The sequence below is a fragment of the Verrucomicrobiota bacterium genome (assembly GCA_016200005.1).
In the GTDB taxonomy this organism is placed as follows: domain Bacteria; phylum Verrucomicrobiota; class Verrucomicrobiia; order Limisphaerales; family PALSA-1396; genus PALSA-1396.
The window spans coordinates 139,606-155,251 of record JACQFP010000036.1 but is presented as its reverse complement, the minus strand read 5'-3'; the positions used below and the strand labels follow the sequence as shown (position 1 = coordinate 155,251).

General features: G+C 57.0%; 17 protein-coding genes. 10 read left to right on the top strand and 7 right to left on the bottom strand.

What is annotated here, in order from left to right; genetic code table 11:
* Window positions 1-25 precede the first annotated feature (25 nt).
* From HY298_13920 to HY298_13900, 5 genes are all read left to right on the top strand, one after another.
* Window positions 26-2,398 (top strand): hypothetical protein, encoded by a 2,373-nt coding sequence (locus HY298_13920; GenBank protein ID MBI3851354.1) that lies wholly within the window; start codon window positions 26-28, stop codon window positions 2,396-2,398.
* 28 nt (window positions 2,399-2,426) lie between these two features.
* Entirely contained in the window at window positions 2,427-3,098 is a 672-nt protein-coding gene (locus HY298_13915) for a hypothetical protein (GenBank protein MBI3851353.1), read from the top strand.
* A 142-nt stretch (window positions 3,099-3,240) separates the two neighbouring features.
* The gene (locus tag HY298_13910; protein MBI3851352.1) at window positions 3,241-3,894 is read left to right on the top strand and encodes a hypothetical protein; all 654 of its coding nucleotides are present in this window, start codon (window positions 3,241-3,243) and stop codon (window positions 3,892-3,894) included.
* An 8-nt stretch (window positions 3,895-3,902) separates the two neighbouring features.
* Window positions 3,903-4,991 carry a DUF262 domain-containing protein gene (locus HY298_13905; protein ID MBI3851351.1) on the top strand — a complete coding sequence of 363 codons (1,089 nt, stop codon included), beginning with the start codon at window positions 3,903-3,905 and terminating at the stop codon, window positions 4,989-4,991.
* Window positions 4,988-5,872, top strand: a complete 885-nt coding sequence (locus tag HY298_13900; protein MBI3851350.1) for a site-specific DNA-methyltransferase — start codon at window positions 4,988-4,990, stop codon at window positions 5,870-5,872. The genes HY298_13905 and HY298_13900 overlap by 4 nt, the downstream gene beginning before the upstream one ends.
* 77 nt (window positions 5,873-5,949) lie before the next feature.
* Here the strand turns inward: HY298_13900 and HY298_13895 are convergent, their stop codons facing one another.
* From HY298_13895 to HY298_13885, 3 genes are all read right to left on the bottom strand, one after another.
* Complete coding sequence (locus HY298_13895) at window positions 5,950-6,111, bottom strand: hypothetical protein (protein ID MBI3851349.1); 162 nt, start codon at window positions 6,109-6,111, stop codon at window positions 5,950-5,952.
* A complete protein-coding gene (locus tag HY298_13890) occupies window positions 6,108-7,376 on the bottom strand; it encodes an amino acid permease (GenBank protein ID MBI3851348.1) in 1,269 nt (422 codons plus the stop codon). The genes HY298_13895 and HY298_13890 overlap by 4 nt, the downstream gene beginning before the upstream one ends.
* A gap of 103 nt (window positions 7,377-7,479) precedes the next feature.
* Window positions 7,480-8,226: a protein-L-isoaspartate(D-aspartate) O-methyltransferase gene (locus HY298_13885; GenBank protein MBI3851347.1), complete on the bottom strand. Its 747-nt coding sequence runs from the start codon at window positions 8,224-8,226 to the stop codon at window positions 7,480-7,482.
* A gap of 156 nt (window positions 8,227-8,382) precedes the next feature.
* Between HY298_13885 and HY298_13880 the strand changes: the two genes are divergently transcribed.
* The 5 genes from HY298_13880 to HY298_13860 all read left to right on the top strand — a co-directional run bounded on the left by HY298_13880 (window position 8,383) and on the right by HY298_13860 (window position 14,496).
* Entirely contained in the window at window positions 8,383-8,805 is a 423-nt protein-coding gene (locus tag HY298_13880) for a DUF2784 domain-containing protein (protein ID MBI3851346.1), read from the top strand.
* A 104-nt stretch (window positions 8,806-8,909) separates the two neighbouring features.
* Window positions 8,910-9,170, top strand: a complete 261-nt coding sequence (locus tag HY298_13875) for a hypothetical protein (GenBank protein MBI3851345.1) — start codon at window positions 8,910-8,912, stop codon at window positions 9,168-9,170.
* A gap of 6 nt (window positions 9,171-9,176) precedes the next feature.
* A complete protein-coding gene (locus HY298_13870) occupies window positions 9,177-10,316 on the top strand; it encodes an ATP-dependent Clp protease proteolytic subunit (protein ID MBI3851344.1) in 1,140 nt (379 codons plus the stop codon).
* Between the two features lie 22 nt (window positions 10,317-10,338).
* Complete coding sequence (locus HY298_13865; protein ID MBI3851343.1) at window positions 10,339-11,394, top strand: hypothetical protein; 1,056 nt, start codon at window positions 10,339-10,341, stop codon at window positions 11,392-11,394.
* Window positions 11,395-11,466: 72 nt separating this feature from the next.
* Complete coding sequence (locus HY298_13860; GenBank protein ID MBI3851342.1) at window positions 11,467-14,496, top strand: IS66 family transposase; 3,030 nt, start codon at window positions 11,467-11,469, stop codon at window positions 14,494-14,496.
* 126 nt (window positions 14,497-14,622) lie between these two features.
* On the opposite strand, the gene HY298_13855 is transcribed toward HY298_13860, so the two are convergent.
* The 4 genes from HY298_13855 to HY298_13840 form a co-directional block, all read right to left on the bottom strand.
* Window positions 14,623-14,883, bottom strand: a complete 261-nt coding sequence (locus HY298_13855; protein MBI3851341.1) for a hypothetical protein — start codon at window positions 14,881-14,883, stop codon at window positions 14,623-14,625.
* A complete protein-coding gene (locus HY298_13850; protein MBI3851340.1) occupies window positions 14,864-15,070 on the bottom strand; it encodes a hypothetical protein in 207 nt (68 codons plus the stop codon). Before HY298_13850 ends, HY298_13855 begins: the two co-directional genes overlap by 20 nt.
* 102 nt (window positions 15,071-15,172) lie before the next feature.
* The gene (locus tag HY298_13845) at window positions 15,173-15,427 is read right to left on the bottom strand and encodes a DUF2442 domain-containing protein (GenBank protein MBI3851339.1); all 255 of its coding nucleotides are present in this window, start codon (window positions 15,425-15,427) and stop codon (window positions 15,173-15,175) included.
* A complete protein-coding gene (locus HY298_13840; protein MBI3851338.1) occupies window positions 15,408-15,644 on the bottom strand; it encodes a DUF4160 domain-containing protein in 237 nt (78 codons plus the stop codon). Before HY298_13840 ends, HY298_13845 begins: the two co-directional genes overlap by 20 nt.
* Window positions 15,645-15,646: the final 2 nt, after the last annotated feature.

The window sequence follows — 15,646 nt, the reverse complement described above, 5'->3', positions numbered from 1 at the left end:
TCTAAACAAAGTTACCATCGTCACCATGCAAACTCCTTTTCCTTCCGTGTCCTCCCTCGCGGCATTGCTCGCCAGTCTTACCTTCGCCGCGGCACAATCACCGTCCGTCACCATCGGTACTTTCAAGCATGAAGTACGGAGGGAATTCACAACTGCGGATGGACTTCCCGCGAATGCTGTGATTTGTGTTGTGCTTCAAGACGAGCACACGGTTCTCGCGGGGACGACCAACGGGCTGGCGCGGTTCGTGGATGGTCATTGGTCAGTAGTTAAAGCCACCTTCGGCGCGCCCGTGGAAGCGCTGGCCACCGGCTCGTCTGCGTTTGTATCGAAAGGTCAACTCTTCGCGCTGGACGGAGAAAAGATAAAGCCCATCGCCCGGTTGCCGCTTGGAGTGAAGGTGAACTCGCTCGGCATCGGCGGAGGTACTTATCTGGCGACTGATCGCGGTCTGTTCGAAAAGAAAGGTGACAAGTTTGAACCGGTGACTCCGCTGAATGAAACCTTGGGCACGAACCGGGAAGTGTTCGCGGTCGCCGATGGGCCTGATTTTTTCGTGGGCGCGGCGTCTGGGCTTTTCCAACGCGAAGCAAAGAAGTGGACGCGTCTCTTTCCCTCGGACAAGAAGGGTCGCAGTTGGGCGCCAATTAATGTGCGCGGCGTGGCTTATGACAGTTTGGGGCGTTTGTGGTTTGCTTCGCCGCAGGGCGTGGGACGTTTCGACAAGGAGTGGACGCTGTTCACCGGTGCCGAGGGATTGCCATACAATGATTTCAGGACGATGGCGGTGGGTCCGGATGGCGTTGTGTGGTTCGGGACGCGCATGGGTGCAATCCGTTTCGATGGGAAGAATTGGGAGTATCGCCAGGGCCGGCGCTGGTTGCCCGACGATGTCGTCAATGAAATTGCGATCACGCGCGAAGGACATGCCTGGATCGCGACTTCGGCAGGCCTCAGTTTCATTGAACGCCGAAGCATGACGCTCAGCGAGAAGGCGAAATTCTACGAAGATCAAATCGACGCGCTTCATCGGCGGACGCCGTGGGAATACGTCCTGGAAGTTTACGTGGCGAAGACCGGCTCGACGAACCAATTCACTCAAACCGACAGCGACAATGACGGTCTCTGGACAAGCATGTACGGCGCGGGCGAGTGTTTCGCCTACGGCGCGACTAAAAATCCGTTGGCAAAAAACCGGGCGCAGAAGGCGTTCGAAGCGCTGCGCTGGCTCGGTCAAGTCACACAAGGCGGCGAACATTCTCCGCCGCCGGGCTACGTGGCGCGGACCATTCTGCCCACCAGCGGGCGCGACCCAAACATTGGCCGGATAGAAGGTGACAAACGCGAACATGAACGCGATCCGCTGTGGAAGGTGTATGAACCGCGCTGGCCCAAGAGCAAGGACGGCCAGTGGTATTGGAAGAGCGACACCAGCTCCGACGAGCTGGATGGCCACTTTTTCTTCTACCCGCTTTATTACGATCTCGTGTGCGAGACCGAAGCCGAGAAAGCGCGCGTCCGCGAACACTTGCGCGCACTCATGGATCACATCATCAGTCATGACTTCAATTTGATCGACCACGACGGCACGCCGACGCGCTGGGGCGTTTATAATCCCGACGTGTTGAATCACGACCCGCGATGGTCCGGCGAGCGCGGCATCAGGTCGCTGAGCCTGCTCTCTTACCTCGCCGCCACCGAACACGTCACCGGCGATTCCCATTATCGCCAGCTCATCAACGTGCTTTGCGAGAAGTACGCCTTCGACACAAACCTGCGCGTTCCGAAACCGCAGCAGGGCGTCGGCACCGGCAATCAATCCGACGACGAGATGGCGTTCATGTCCTTTTACAATCTGATGAAATACGGCAACGACCCGAAGCTGACGGCGGCAGCGCGCTATCCTTTCTACACTTATTGGACGCTTGAATCTCCGGAGATGAACCCGTTCTTCAACTTCGTGTTCGGTGCATCCACTTTTGGAAGGCAATCCACCGACGACCGTCCGGCGCGAGGTTTCAATCCGTCAACGGGCTGGCTGGAGGACGCGGTCGAGACGTTGAAGCGATTTCCGCTGGATCGGTTTGACTGGCGGCACACGAACAGCCATCGCCTTGACCTCGTATTATTGAGGCCGGAGGGCGGCTTCGGTTTTGCGCGGAGAGGTCAACGCTCCGGCTATCGCGTCAACGGCAAGGTGATCCCCGTCGATGAACGTTTCTTCAATCACTGGAACCATAATCCGTTCGCGCTGGATACCGGCGGCGATGGTCGTGAACTCGCGGACGGCGCGGTGTTTCTACTCCCGTACTACATGGGTCTTTATCACGGGTTCATCAAAGACGAATCAATCGCCAAACTGAATCGGGCAACACCAAGAAGAACAGGCCCGCAGTGATGTGAAGAGCATGTGATTTCCGGTCCTCATGATTCGGCGCGACTACATCTTGCGGATGATTGAGGAGTGTATCCGGGCGCTGGCGCGAATCAACTCCTTGAAGAAGGGCCAACGCTGGACGGAAGCCTCCGAGGCGCTGGATGCCGAGTTCCAGCGACTCATCGGCGACGGCGCGCAAGCCGTGGCGCGCCTCTCCGAAACCGAACTGCTCGCCCGGTTGGTGCAAGGTGAACCCACCCAGGTCGTGCGGCACAAAACCCTGCTGCTGACAGCGCTGCTCAAGCAAGCCGGCGATGTGGCGGCGGCTCAAGATCATCCCGAACATAGCCGCGAATGTTACCTGAAAGCTTTGCACGTGTTGCTCGACACTCTGGCGAGGGGCGAAGTCTCTGATTGTCCCGATTTCGTGCCCAAAGTCGAAATGCTCGTCACTGCCTTGCCCCCGCCCCTGCCGATGCGGACTCACGCCCTGTTGATGCAACACTACGAGTGCACCGGTGAATTCGCCAAGGCCGAGGACGCGCTGTTCGCCATGCTCGACGCCGAGCCGGACAACGATGCCATCGTGGAGTTCGGCATCGCCTTCTACCAACGGCTGCTGGCGCGAAGCGACGCGGTGTTGAGCCAAGCCAATCTGCCCCGCGCCGAAGTGGAAGAAGGGCTGAAGGAACTTTGCCAACGCCGAAAGTCAGGGGAATGACCGGATATCGAATCGGCGCACGTATCTGAAGCGACTCGAACACTGGTCGCATCGCGTCAGCGAGTGGCCAAAGTGACCAAACTCAAACGCTCTACAGTTTCCTATTCGTGGTTTCGCTGGCGATTGGTGCTGTTTCGTTCTTGTGAACTTTCCGGGTTCGTATTCTCATTCGGGCGTGTATCCGACGCCCAGCGAATTCAAAGACCTGTTGCGGACAAAGCCACTGAAATCGCTTGTTCAGGAGTACTTGTTTGAAGGCACGCCATACGTCTTCAAACGATTTCCCGAGCGACAGACAAAGCTCGCACAGCATCTCTGCCATGAGTTGCCGACGAGGCCGGAGAATGTGCGGATTGTCGGGAGTGCGAAGATCGGCTTTAGTTTGAGTCCGGACAGTTTCAGCCGCGAATTCAATGAGCGTTCGGATATTGACGTGCTCATCGTTGACCCTGCTTTGTTCGACGGAATCTGGCATACAATCCTGAATTGGCATTATCCTCGTCGGGGACGAAGATTGGCGGAGGTAGATTTTCGCTGGTGCAGCACGCGCAAGGATGATTTGTATTGGGGCTGGTTTTGTCCGGACCAGATCAGATTTGAAGGGTTATCTTTTCCTCATTCGCTTGCACCTGTACGGGATTTCTCCGCAAAGTGGTTCGCGGCATTCAGAAGCCTCAGTCTGTATCCAGAGTTCGGAGCACGCGACGTGTCTGGACGGCTGTACCGAAGCTGGGAGCATGCGCTACTTTATCACACTGCTGGCTTGAGCGAATTGAAGGCCATTGTTTCAATCTAAACACCAATATGAACTTCGAATCAACGCAACAAAATGTAGCCTGGTTTCGCGACCGATATTTGGAGGGAACGCTGATAATCAAACCTCCGTTTCAAAGAAAACCTGTTTGGGCCGCTCGACAGAAATGCTCTTTGGTCGAATCCATACTCATGGACTTGCCCGTACCGGAGATCTACATCCAACAGACAACTACGCCTGAGGGGAAAGTCACTTACGCAATCGTAGATGGACAACAGCGGACTCGAGCAGTGCTCCAATTCCTCGGGGCTGAAATCGACCCTGAGGAAAAGGACTTCAACAAATTCACTCTTGATAAGCTTGAGCCAAACTCCGAATGGCGGAACAAGACTATCAACGATCTCAACCCAGACGAAAAAAAGAAGCTCTACGGATACAAGTTCGCCGTGCGTTATCTGAACACTGAAGATGACGAACAAGTACGTGACATGTTTCGTCGCCTGAACAAGTTCTTGACGCCTCTCAAACCTCAGGAGCTTAGACACGCGACGTTTTCAGGTCCGTTTGTGAAACTGATCGAAAAGCTTGCAGATATCGAGTATTGGGCTGAAAACAAAATCGTCTCTACGGCATCAATTCGGCGCATGGGAGACGTGGAGTTCGTGAGCGAATTGATGATTGGAACGCTGCACGGGCCGCAAGGCGGGAGTGCGGCGGTTCTCGACGAGTACTACCGCCAGTACGAAGACTATGAAGATGAATTCCCCGAGCAGCGGAAGGGTCACAGGCTGTTCGACCGAACACTCGAAATGATTCAGAAGGTTCTCCCCGACATCAAAGCTACGCGTTGGAGCAACAAGACGGATTTCTACACACTTTTTATTGCCGCTGCGAGTCTCCTTAGATCACATGACTTTTCTGAAAAAAAGCGCACGAACGTGCGAAAAGCGTTGAACGAATTTGAAGCCGAAGTTGATGCACGTTTGGCAGACGAAGACGCGAAGGCAAGTGACGGAGCCGTGAATTACGTACGGGCCGTCGAAAAGGGCGCAAACGACAAGCCGCGCAGGGCCGTGCGGCATGCCGTCATGGTGGAAATCCTCACTCCATTCACTCATTCCCGGAAAACTCACTCATGAAGCAGCCGAACCGCTATACAATCTACCGTGTCAATGCGTTCGAGTGGTTGAAGAAGCGGCGAGCGAAGACAGTGCATGCAATTGTCACCGACCCCCCTTACGCGATCATCGAGTATTCCAAGGAGGAACTTCGCAAGAGAAAGAATGGCAAGGGCGGAATCTGGAGGCTGCCGCCTAACTATGATGGGCATCAGCGAAGTCCTATGCCGCGTTTTACTGTCTTGACCGAAAACCAAATCGCGGAGGTAAAAAAATTCCACGGGCAACTAGCTCCGCTACTTTTCAAGGTTCTTGTTCCCGGGGGACACGTCATTCTCGCGACCCAAAATCTTTTGCTCCACTTGGTCATCGCAGAATTCTTGGAAGCCGGATTTGAGTTGCGCGGCCAAGTTGCCAGGATAGTGAAAACTTTACGAGGAGGTGATCGCCCAAAGGGAGCGCACAGAAAATACAGCCAGCTTTCGGTTGTCCCGCGGTCGTCATGGGAACCGTGGCTTGTCTTCCGAAAACCTTGTGAGGGACGGGTCCGAGACAATTTGCTCAAATGGAAAGCAGGGGCCTTGCGCCGACCCTCGAAGGACGCACCTTTTCGAGATCTCATCCAATCGGGGGTTGCACCGAGGGTGGAAAGAGACATCGCTTGTCATCCATCGCTAAAACCTCAAGCCTTCATCCGCCAAATCGTTCGCGCTGTGCTCCCTTTTGAAACAGGCGTGATTCTGGACCCTTTCATGGGATCCGGGTCGGCAATCGCAGCTGCAGAACAACAAGGTTTACGAAGCGTCGGACTTGAAATGTCCCCGGAGTACTTCGCAATGGCGCAGCGGGCGATTCCGCAACTTGCAAAAATTCGAGTTCAGAATCACCGAAACGGAAACTAACCTACCGCCGATTGTGCCGCCGCCAAGTCGCTGCGGCGTTGCCTAAGCCTTTTGAAGAATTCGTAGCCTTCGGGCAGTCACCGGACACAAACGTCCTTGTCCTCCAGCATGATTTTGAAGATGCGGAGAATCGGTTTCGGTCGCAGGTAGTAGCGGTGATAGAGGCGGTTCGACGCTCTCGAAGACCACTCGTCTTGGTTCTGGCCGAGACATTCGAGTGTGCGCTTTGGTTGTTTCACTTCCTTCTTTGGCTCCATCGCCAGGCCAACCAGCCAACTCCAATGGTCGCCATGCCGAGAAGACTTTCCATCGGGCGACGGCTGATGCTGAACACAGTGGTTCCCGATACGCTGATCAGAAATAGTGTCGGCACCCACGGCCAGCCCGGCACGCGCAATTGTTTGCCTTCACGCCGGCGCAGCCGCACCAGCCCCAGCACGGTCGCCGCCGTGCTCAAGCCGAGTGTGAAGCCGATGTAAGTGAGCAGGCCCTCGAATGCGGTTGTCCAGAGTAGAAGGAGCGCGAGGAAACCTTGGAAGAAAATTGCCGCGCGCGGTGGGCCTTCTCGAGTTTTCAACCAACATGGCAAATAGCCGTCCGCCGCCATCCGCGCATAGACCCGCGGGCCGGCCATGATCATCGATGAGGTCGAGCTTACCAAGGTCAACGCCACGAGCGCGGCGACGACGTTTGCCAAAGCCGGGCCGCCGAGGTGTTCGGCGGCGACACGGCCAATGTCCAGTTTGCCCGCCAGCGCTGCGGGTGGCGCGGCGAAAACGAACACGGTGTTGAGCGCGAGATAGAGGAACGTGACCAATCCCGTCCCCAGCAGCAACGCGCGCGGCAGGTTGCGCTCCGGATCGCGCACCTCGCTCCCAATGTAAATCGCCGCATTCCAGCCCGAGTAGCTGAAAGAAATCCACACCAGCGATACGCCAAACGCGGACAGCGGAAACGCATCAACGGCCATGTCCACGGGCAGCGGCAGTTTCGAAAAAGCGAACCCAGCGAACACCACTATCAGAACGACCTTGAAAATAACGGCGACGTTTTGCACCCACGCACCGCGTCGGACGTGCGCTGCGTGCAACAGGGAAAAGGTGATGACCAACAGAGTGCCGCTCATACGTGGAGACCAGGCGGTTAGCCAACTCTTCGAGTATTCTCCGAACGCGAAAGCGGCGGCGGCCAATGGCGCCGAGAACCCGACCAACAACGAAACCCAGCCTGCGAGATAACCGGCGGCAGGATGCAGCGTTCGTGAAAGGAAAAGATATTCGCCGCCCGACTCCGGGATGCGACGAGCCAGTGCTCCGTAGCTGAGCGCGCCGAGCGTGGCGATCACGCCGCCCACTGCCCACGCTGCCAGCACGAGCCAGGGCGAACGCAATTCGGCCAGCAGAAATCCACTGGTCGTGAACACGCCGGTGCCGATCATATTGGCGACGACCAGCGCCGTTGCGCTCACCAGACCGAGTTGGCGTTGCGGGTTCACGGGTCGCATTCAGGAGTTGGAGTTCAAGCTTCAGCTTGCAGAATCGCCAACCGCTCCGGCGCAAGCTAAAGCTTGGACTCCAACCACAGCGTCGGCTGCCCCAGCGAAGCGTTCACTGCTTTGTGTCTGCTCCCTTCCGTCCCGTCATGGGTACGAACCGGACCGGCAGAACCGCGCGCTGCTCGACCTTGCCTGCTTTCTTTTGCAGAACAAAAAGCTCTTGGTCGCCCAGTGGTCCGACCGGAATGATCATCCGTCCGCCTTCCTTGAGTTGGTCCACCAACGGTTGCGGGACATGATCGGGCGCGCACGTGACGATGATCGCATCGAACGGTGCGGCTTCGGGCCAGCCTTTGTAACCGTCGCCCGCCCTGACCAGGACGTTGGTGTAGCCGAGACGTTTCAGGTCGGCTTCCGCCCGAAGAGCCAGCGGTTCGACGATCTCAATCGTATAGACCTTGGCGACCAATTCAGCGAGAACGGCCGCCTGATAGCCGGACCCGGTGCCGATCTCCAGGATCTTGTCGGTGGCTTTCGGTTCAAGCTTTTCCGTCATGAACGCGACGATGAAGGGCTGCGAAATGGTTTGCCCGTGGCCGATGGGGAGTGGACGGTCGTCGTAAGCCTGAGTGCGCAGACTCGCCGGCACGAATTCATGCCGTGGCACCTTGCCCATGACCGACAGCACCCGTGCGTTCGTAAGGCCGCGACCCGGACCCGCAAGTTGCTCCGCCACCATGCGTCGCCGGTCGGCGTCAAACAGCACATCGTCGGCGCGCAACTCGGTGCTAACCCAGTGCCACTGGAAGAGGAAAAGCGCCCACACAAGAGCATTTTTGCAGAACCTGACTGTGCTCATGTCGCAACCATAGGCGCTCAAAGCCCCGTCCGCCACCGGGAAATCCGGAGAATTGGACGATGCTATTGGGAGAAATATCTCGAGCAGCTCAACTTCAGCCAACGTATGTCGTGCTGTATCCTTGTCAGTCGGCACACGCTGCGGCATCGTCGGTTTATGACAAGCCCCCAGCGGTTTTATCTCGTGCTGGCCGATTTGGTGTTGGTTGTTCATGCCGCCTTTGTTGCTTTCGTCATCATTGGGCTGCTGCTGATTTGGATCGGCTGGCTGCGTCACTGGGTCTTCGTGCGGAACTTTTGGTTTCGTGTGACGCACCTTGTGGCCATCGGTGTGGTGGTTGCCGAGTCAGTCGCGGGCTTTGTCTGTCCTCTGACTACGTGGGAAGATCGGTGGCGATTGCTAGCCGGAGGTGAAGAGCGTTACCAAGGGTCATTCATCCAGCACTGGCTGCACCGGGTGATGTTCTTCGATCTCAGCGAGAACGTCTTTACGATCATCTATCTCGCTTTTTTCCTGGCCGTGGCGCTTGGCCTCTGGCTGGTGCCGCCGCGCTGGCCGAGGCGTATCCGGATACGATGAATGCGCACATATATCTGCAGCGGCTCAAACGCCGGTGACATCGCGCATGCGACTGGCGGAGTTGGTCGAGGATTTAGGCCGAACTCGGCCATTCAAGAAACCACTTGCAGATTCATATTGAAACCAGCTACATTGCACTCGTCATGGATTCGAATACGAAACCGAGTGAAACTGTAATCGTCTCTGACCCAGACGAGGAGTTGACTTCTGCTCTGGAGCGCGTGCGGCGTAATTACGGAAGCGACCTCGCCTCTTTTTTTGAGAACATCCGGAAGAAGGCGAAGGATCAACCTGCGTTGTTCGACGCTGATGACACAGAAAGCACTTACCCGACGGCTGCTCTAGCGCGCTGTGCGAAAGAATGAGTTCCGATGGGCCAACCACATCCGAGCTATCGCGCCAATGATTCTCGCGCGGTTTTCGTAACCGGGACGATCAACCAGGAGTTGATCGACAGGCTGACGCCGCAAATTCGCTCTCTTCGATCACAGGGCAATCAGCCCATAACTGTCTATATTGATAGTCCAGGTGGGAGCACGCGATTGGGCGGTGTGCTCGCAGGTCTGCTGCGGTGTCCGGGACAAGACGGCCAAGCCCCTCGAATCATCACCGTCGTCACCGGCAGCGCTCACAGTGCCGCTGCTGATCTCCTGGCAGCAGGCGACTACGCCATCGCCTACCCGGAGGCTCAAGTGCATTACCACGGGACTCGACAGTATTTGGAGGAGGGAATCACTCTCGAAGCAGCGCAGACGATTGCGGATGACCTTCAAGCCGCGAATGAGTTCTTTGCCATCCGACTCGCGGAACGAAGCGTAGAGCGGTTCATGTTCTTGTTCCTCTGTCAACGAGCCTCCTTTCAAAAAGCTCGGACAGAACTCAGTCTGCCAAACGCACCGGAGGTCGATGTGTTCGGCGCTATCTTGCGGAGGCAACTTTCATTTCACCTGCGAAGGTTGCCACAGCAAGCGCTAGAAGACTACAAAGGGGCGTCTGATCTGAGCGGTTTTATCTGGGAGCGGCTCAATGCCAAGGATCGTGACTGGGGCGAAGTTGAAACGGATATCTTGCGCTTCATTCTTGATTACGAACTGGCCAAAAATAGAGGTCGCTACTGGACTTTGACTCGTGGCGGTCTTGCCAAGGCGGTCGGCGACTTTGTGATGTTCAACGACTTCAATTTCGGCCCGCATCGTCAGTTCCTGGAGAAATTTGTCGCGAAGCGATGGCAGCTATATCTGACCGAAGCAGAAAAGCAGGAGTTGGAGGCAGAATTCGCGAAAGAGGGGAGAGCGAAATTGCTCGAGCACATGGAAACGCGGATGGAATCGCTGTGGCATTTCGTGTATTCGCTGTGCAAACGACTTCAACAAAGCGAGAATTCTCTTTCGGCAACGGACGCCTATTGGCTTGGGATCGTTGACGAGGTTTTGGGAACACAACTCCCCTGTGTGCGCGAGTTGGTCGAAAACGCACCGCCTGCCGAATCTGCGAAGGGTGAAAATCCTTGAGAGAAGATCAGCGCAAACTCGCTTGGGCCTGAAGCTGCAGAAGTCGCCCGTGGATTTCTGGCACGCGCCCGCCGTCATCGCGGAGAATCATTTCATCTACAAGAGTCTCTCGAATTGGGCGTTCAACGTGGCGGTCGGATGCTCGCACGCGTGCCGGTTTTGTTACGTGCCGAGCGCGGCGACCATCAAGCAAGGACCGAAGCTTGCCGAATACGGCGTCACAGACCCGGACGCCGAGTGGGGCGATTACGTCCTGCTCCGGCCGTGGGATGAACAGAAATTCCTCACCTCGCTGCGCTCCGCTGAGAACACGCCGCGCAAGCAACTCAAGCCCGACGGCAATCGCGCGGTGATCTATTGCAGCACGACCGACCCGTATCAGGTCATCCGCCATCCCGACCCGGCGCGGCAGCGCGAATTGGCCGAGCACGCGCGCTTCCTCGTGCGCCGCTCCCTCGAACTTATCCGCGACGAATCCACGCTCAACGTCCGCATCCTCACCCGCAGTCCGCTGGCGCGGGCCGACTTCGATTTATTTCAGAGCTTCGGCAAACGTCTGGTCTTTGGCATGAGCCTGCCCACCATGCGCAACGACTTGGCCAAGGTGTATGAGCCGAAAGCCCCAGCGCCGTCGCAGCGACTGGCCGCGCTGCGCGCCGCGAAGGAAGCCGGCTTGCACGTCTATGTTGCCGTCGCGCCCACCTATCCGGAGTGCGACGAGGCCGACTTGCGCGCCACGCTGACAGCCGTGGCCGAACTCGAACCGCTCACCATTTTCCACGAACCCATCAACATCCGGGCCGAAAACGTGGTGCGTATTGAAGTCCAGGCAGCAGAAACGGGCGTTCGATTGCAGACGGAAGTATTCGCCACGCGCGAAAGCTGGCAGGACTACGCCGTTAACGCGCTGCACACGGTTTCCGAACTGGCCAGGGAACTCGGCATTGAGAATCACCTGCATTTGTGGCCAGACAAATCCCTCGGCAGCCAATCGCTGGCCGACCGGATGCCGAATCCGCACCAATATCTGAAGCGGCTCGAACACTGGTGGCATCGCGTCAGCGAGTGGCCGAAGTAGGAGCGCGGACAGCCTTGTCCGCGAGTCGGGAAGTGGTATTTGAAAACGAAAGGGCGGTAGTATTCTCCCGTCATGAAAATTACTTCCCAACTATTTGAAGCTTTCCTCAAATGCCCGACCAAATGCTATCTCTGTTCGCTCGGTGAAACCGGTTCACGAAACGAATACGCCGAATGGGTTCGTGTCCAGGAGGAATCCTACCAGCGCGAAGCAGCCCTACGATTGCAGGAAGAAGTACCGGAAACCGAGCGCCTCGTTGCGCCGCCCGCCACCGAGGACCTCAAGAACGCCAAATGGCGGTTGGCGGTGGATGTGGTAGCGCAAACGCCGTGCAGGAGCGCGGACAGCCTTGTCCGCGAGTCCCAGCCGAATGTAGAAACGCGCGGACTCGGCGGTCCGCGCTCCGAGCAGCAGTTGGAATCCCGCCTTCACGCCGTCGAGCGTGTGCCGTCAGAAGGGCGGGGGAAGCCGGCCCAATTCGTTCCCATCCGTTTCGTCTTCCGCAACAAGCTCACCAAGGACGACCGGTTGCTGCTGGCATTCGACGCGCTGGTCCTCTCCCAAGTGCTCGCTCGCGAAAGCAGCCTCGGCAAAATCATTCACGGCGATGACCGCGCCATGCTCAAGGTGAAGCTCGGAGCGCGGACCGCCGAGTCCGCGCGAACCTCTGTTACGTCGAAGGGTCTTGCGGCCGAAGTGCGGAAGCGACTCGAGAAAATGATCGTCCTGCTTTGCAGTTCTACCACCAGCCGGAACGCGGACAGCACTGTCCGCGAGTCGGACGCAGACGGTGAAGAAACGCGCGGACTCGGCGGTCCGCGCTCCGCGCCTGATCTCGTCCTGAACCGGCACTGCGCCGAGTGCGAATTCCAGGCGCGCTGCCGGAAGATCGCGGTTGAGAAGGACGACCTCAGCCTGCTGGCCGGCATGAGCGCGAAGGAGCGCCAGCAACTCCGCAGCAAAGGCATCTTCACCGTCACGCAACTCTCCTACACGTTCCGGCCGCGCCGACGCCCCAAACGGCTGCGCGACAAACGCGAGAAGTATCATCACTCGCTCAAGGCGCTGGCGATTCGAGAGAAGAAAATTCACATCGTCGGTAGCCCGGAACTCAAGATCGAAGGCACGCCCGTCTATCTGGATGTCGAGGGCCTGCCCGACCGCGATTTCTACTACCTCATCGGCCTGCGCATCCGCCAAGGCGAATCCGCCGTCCAGCACAGCCTGTGGGCGGACACCGTCGCGGACGAGGGGAGGATTTGGCGGGAATTCCTTGCCATCCTCGAAACCGTCGAGAAGCCCGTGTTGATTCATTACGGCAGTTACGAGACAACTTTCTTGAAGCAGATGGAAGCGCGTTACGGCAGTCCGCCGGAAGGCTCGCTTGTGGCAAGGGCAATGGCCCCGGCAATCAATGTTGTCTCGGTGATGTTCGCCCAAACCTACTTTCCAACCTATTCAAACGGTTTGAAAGAAGTTGCGGGTTGGCTCGGGTTCAGGTGGTCAGAGGCCGGATCGTCGGGAAAGCAGACGGTTGTTTGGCGTAACAGGTGGGACAAAACGCAGGACTCCGCTTTCAAAGAGAAAGTCGTCACGTACAACACTGAAGACTGCAAAGCTCTGGCACTGCTGATTGACGCAATCTCTGGTCTGGCCGTGCGTGGAGGGGTTCAAGCCGCCACGGGCAAAGAGGCTGAAGTAATCAATACCGAAGACCTAAAACATCTGCTCGTAAACAAGTGGCGCGAGTTCTCCAGCCCATTGAGCGAGTTGGAGTTCGTCACCAAAGCGGCGTATTGGGATTACCAACGTGACAGGATTTATGTGCGATCCAGCAAACGGCTGAAGCGACTGCGCAGCATTGCCAAACCAGACGCGAAGATCATGTGGCGTGTTGATAAAGTTGTGAGGAGCGAAGATTCTCGGCAATGCCCGCGCTGCATGAGAAAAGGCGTTAAGCGAGGAGGGGTTCGCTCTAAAAGAATCCAAGAGATTCTGTTTGGAAGGTCCAGTCTCAAGAGGCGAGTGTTCCGATATGAATATCAACCTTACTGGTGTTCAAAGTGCAAAGCTACCTTCGGCGATTATGAGAATCGGCTTGGGCCTGGAAACCATCCCAAATGCGGCAGAAGTGTCCATGCTCTTTTCTTCTATCAAGTCATCGAACTTTGTATTCCAGTTCGAATCGTCGCCCAAGAACTAGGGAGGTTGTTGGGTCTGCATCTGAATAGTTCGGCCTTCGCATTTTGGAAGCGAGATATGGCCGCGTACTACAGCCAAACTCAGCAACAAATTCTGGAGCGGATCGTCTCTGGAGGCGTGGTGCATGCCGACGAAACCCACGCGAGCGTCCAAGGCAAGCGCGCTTACGTCTGGGTCTTCACGAACATGCATGAAGTGGCATATCTCTATTCGGACGGCCGCGAGGGCGAGATGGCCCAGGCTACGCTCCGTGAGTTCAAGGGCGTGCTCATCTCAGATTTCTACGCGGTTTATGACTCGTTCAATTGTCCCCAACAGAAGTGCCTGATTCATCTCGTCAGGGATTTGAACGGCGCAATGCTGGACGACCCTTACGACGAGGAGATGAAACACATCGTTACGAGCTTCGGCCAGCTCCTGAAAACTATCGTTGAGGATGTGGATCGCCGCGGCCTGAAAAAGCGCTTCCTGCGAAAGCACGTCGCTGCGGTGGGGCGTTTCTATCGAAAAGTTGTCGTGCGTGATTACGAGAGTCCACGGGCGTTGACTTGCGTGGAGCGCTTCGAGAAGAACCGCGACAAGCTCTTTACGTTTCTGAATTACGACGGTGTGCCTTGGAACAACAACAACGCCGAGCACGCGATCAAAGCGTTTGCGAAACTTCGGGAGCACCTCGGCGGTTGCTCGACGGAGAAAGGCCTCAAAGAATACCTGACCCTTTTGAGCGTCTGCCAAACCTGCAAATACATGGGCGTGGACTTTCTGGATTTCCTCCGTTCGGGTGAGAAGGACATTCACGCCTTCGCGGAAAGCCGGCGCGGGCGCCGGCGACGGACAGACCCCAGCCAGCCGCCCGACTTGCCGGCGGATGCAATCCCCGACCCTGGCAGTCCGCCGTGACCGATACGACATCGAATCCCTCACGCAACAGAAGCCGAATGGTTTCGAGCCAATCTTTTTTGAACGCAGCGGCGCGGCAGCGGTGTGAAATCAGTCGCCCACCGTTCGCTCGCGCCGGGGCGCGAGTTACTTCAACTTCTTTGGCTCTTTGGCGGGTGGAAGTCGGCGCTCAAAGCGGAGCAGGGCGTTTTCAAGTTGGAGCGCGAGTTTCTCCCGTTCCAGTCGTTCGCGCTCGGCGAGCCGCTCCAGTTTGTGAGACAATTCAATGACCAGCGCGTTGGTCTGCTGCAACTCGCGTCGGAGCTCTTCGATGTCGTCCCGGTTCTTCTGGGTATCCCGGCCCAGAAAGAGAAGCTGCTGGACGTAATCAAAGAGTTGCTTCAACACGGTCCAGGATGGTTTGGATTTCCTCGTGCTGGCGGCGAATGATTGCGGATACCTTTCGGCCTTCGGTCCGCTTTCCCACTATGTCCTTGTGAATGGCCTTGATTTCACGAAGGCATGAGTCAATCCGGGCGAGGTAATTTGCGTCCTGTCGGCTCGCGCCGTTTGCCGTTACTGCTTTCGTTGTCATGTGAACATTCTAATCATTTGCGAGCCGTTTGCAACGCGGCAATTTCGACTTATCGGATCCGACACCACCCCGGCATCCGTTCGAGGCGGAGAAGGAATTCACTCACGGCTGGCCGAGTCGGCCTTCCAGGATTCCTTGAACGGAGAGGTCTTCGTCCACGTCGGGCCAGTGCAAGCCCGTGCCGTCGCAAATCAACTCGACGTTGGCGAGTTGTTGGGGCGTGGCCTTGCGCAAGCGGCGGTTCTTGGCGGCGGGAAAACGGATTTCGCGCTCGTCCGCCAACGCCAGGCAGACGTTTCGGCGTTCGATCCAAACCCGCATGGCTTTGGCTTCCAGTTCAACGATTGAAGACTTCATGCCATTTACTTTGTATCTGGTCGCGGTGTTCTGCAACCAATTCCTCGGCCCGCGTCAATTCCGGTGTCTTGAGTCCCTTCGCCCAAGCCAGTTCCAGCGGCTCGATCCAGAACTTGGCGAAGCCGCCGCCGCGCCGGACATGGATATGCACCGGCTCATGTCCTTCATTCGCATAAAAGTAGAACACGTAACCTTCGGTTCGGAAAACTTCGGGCATAT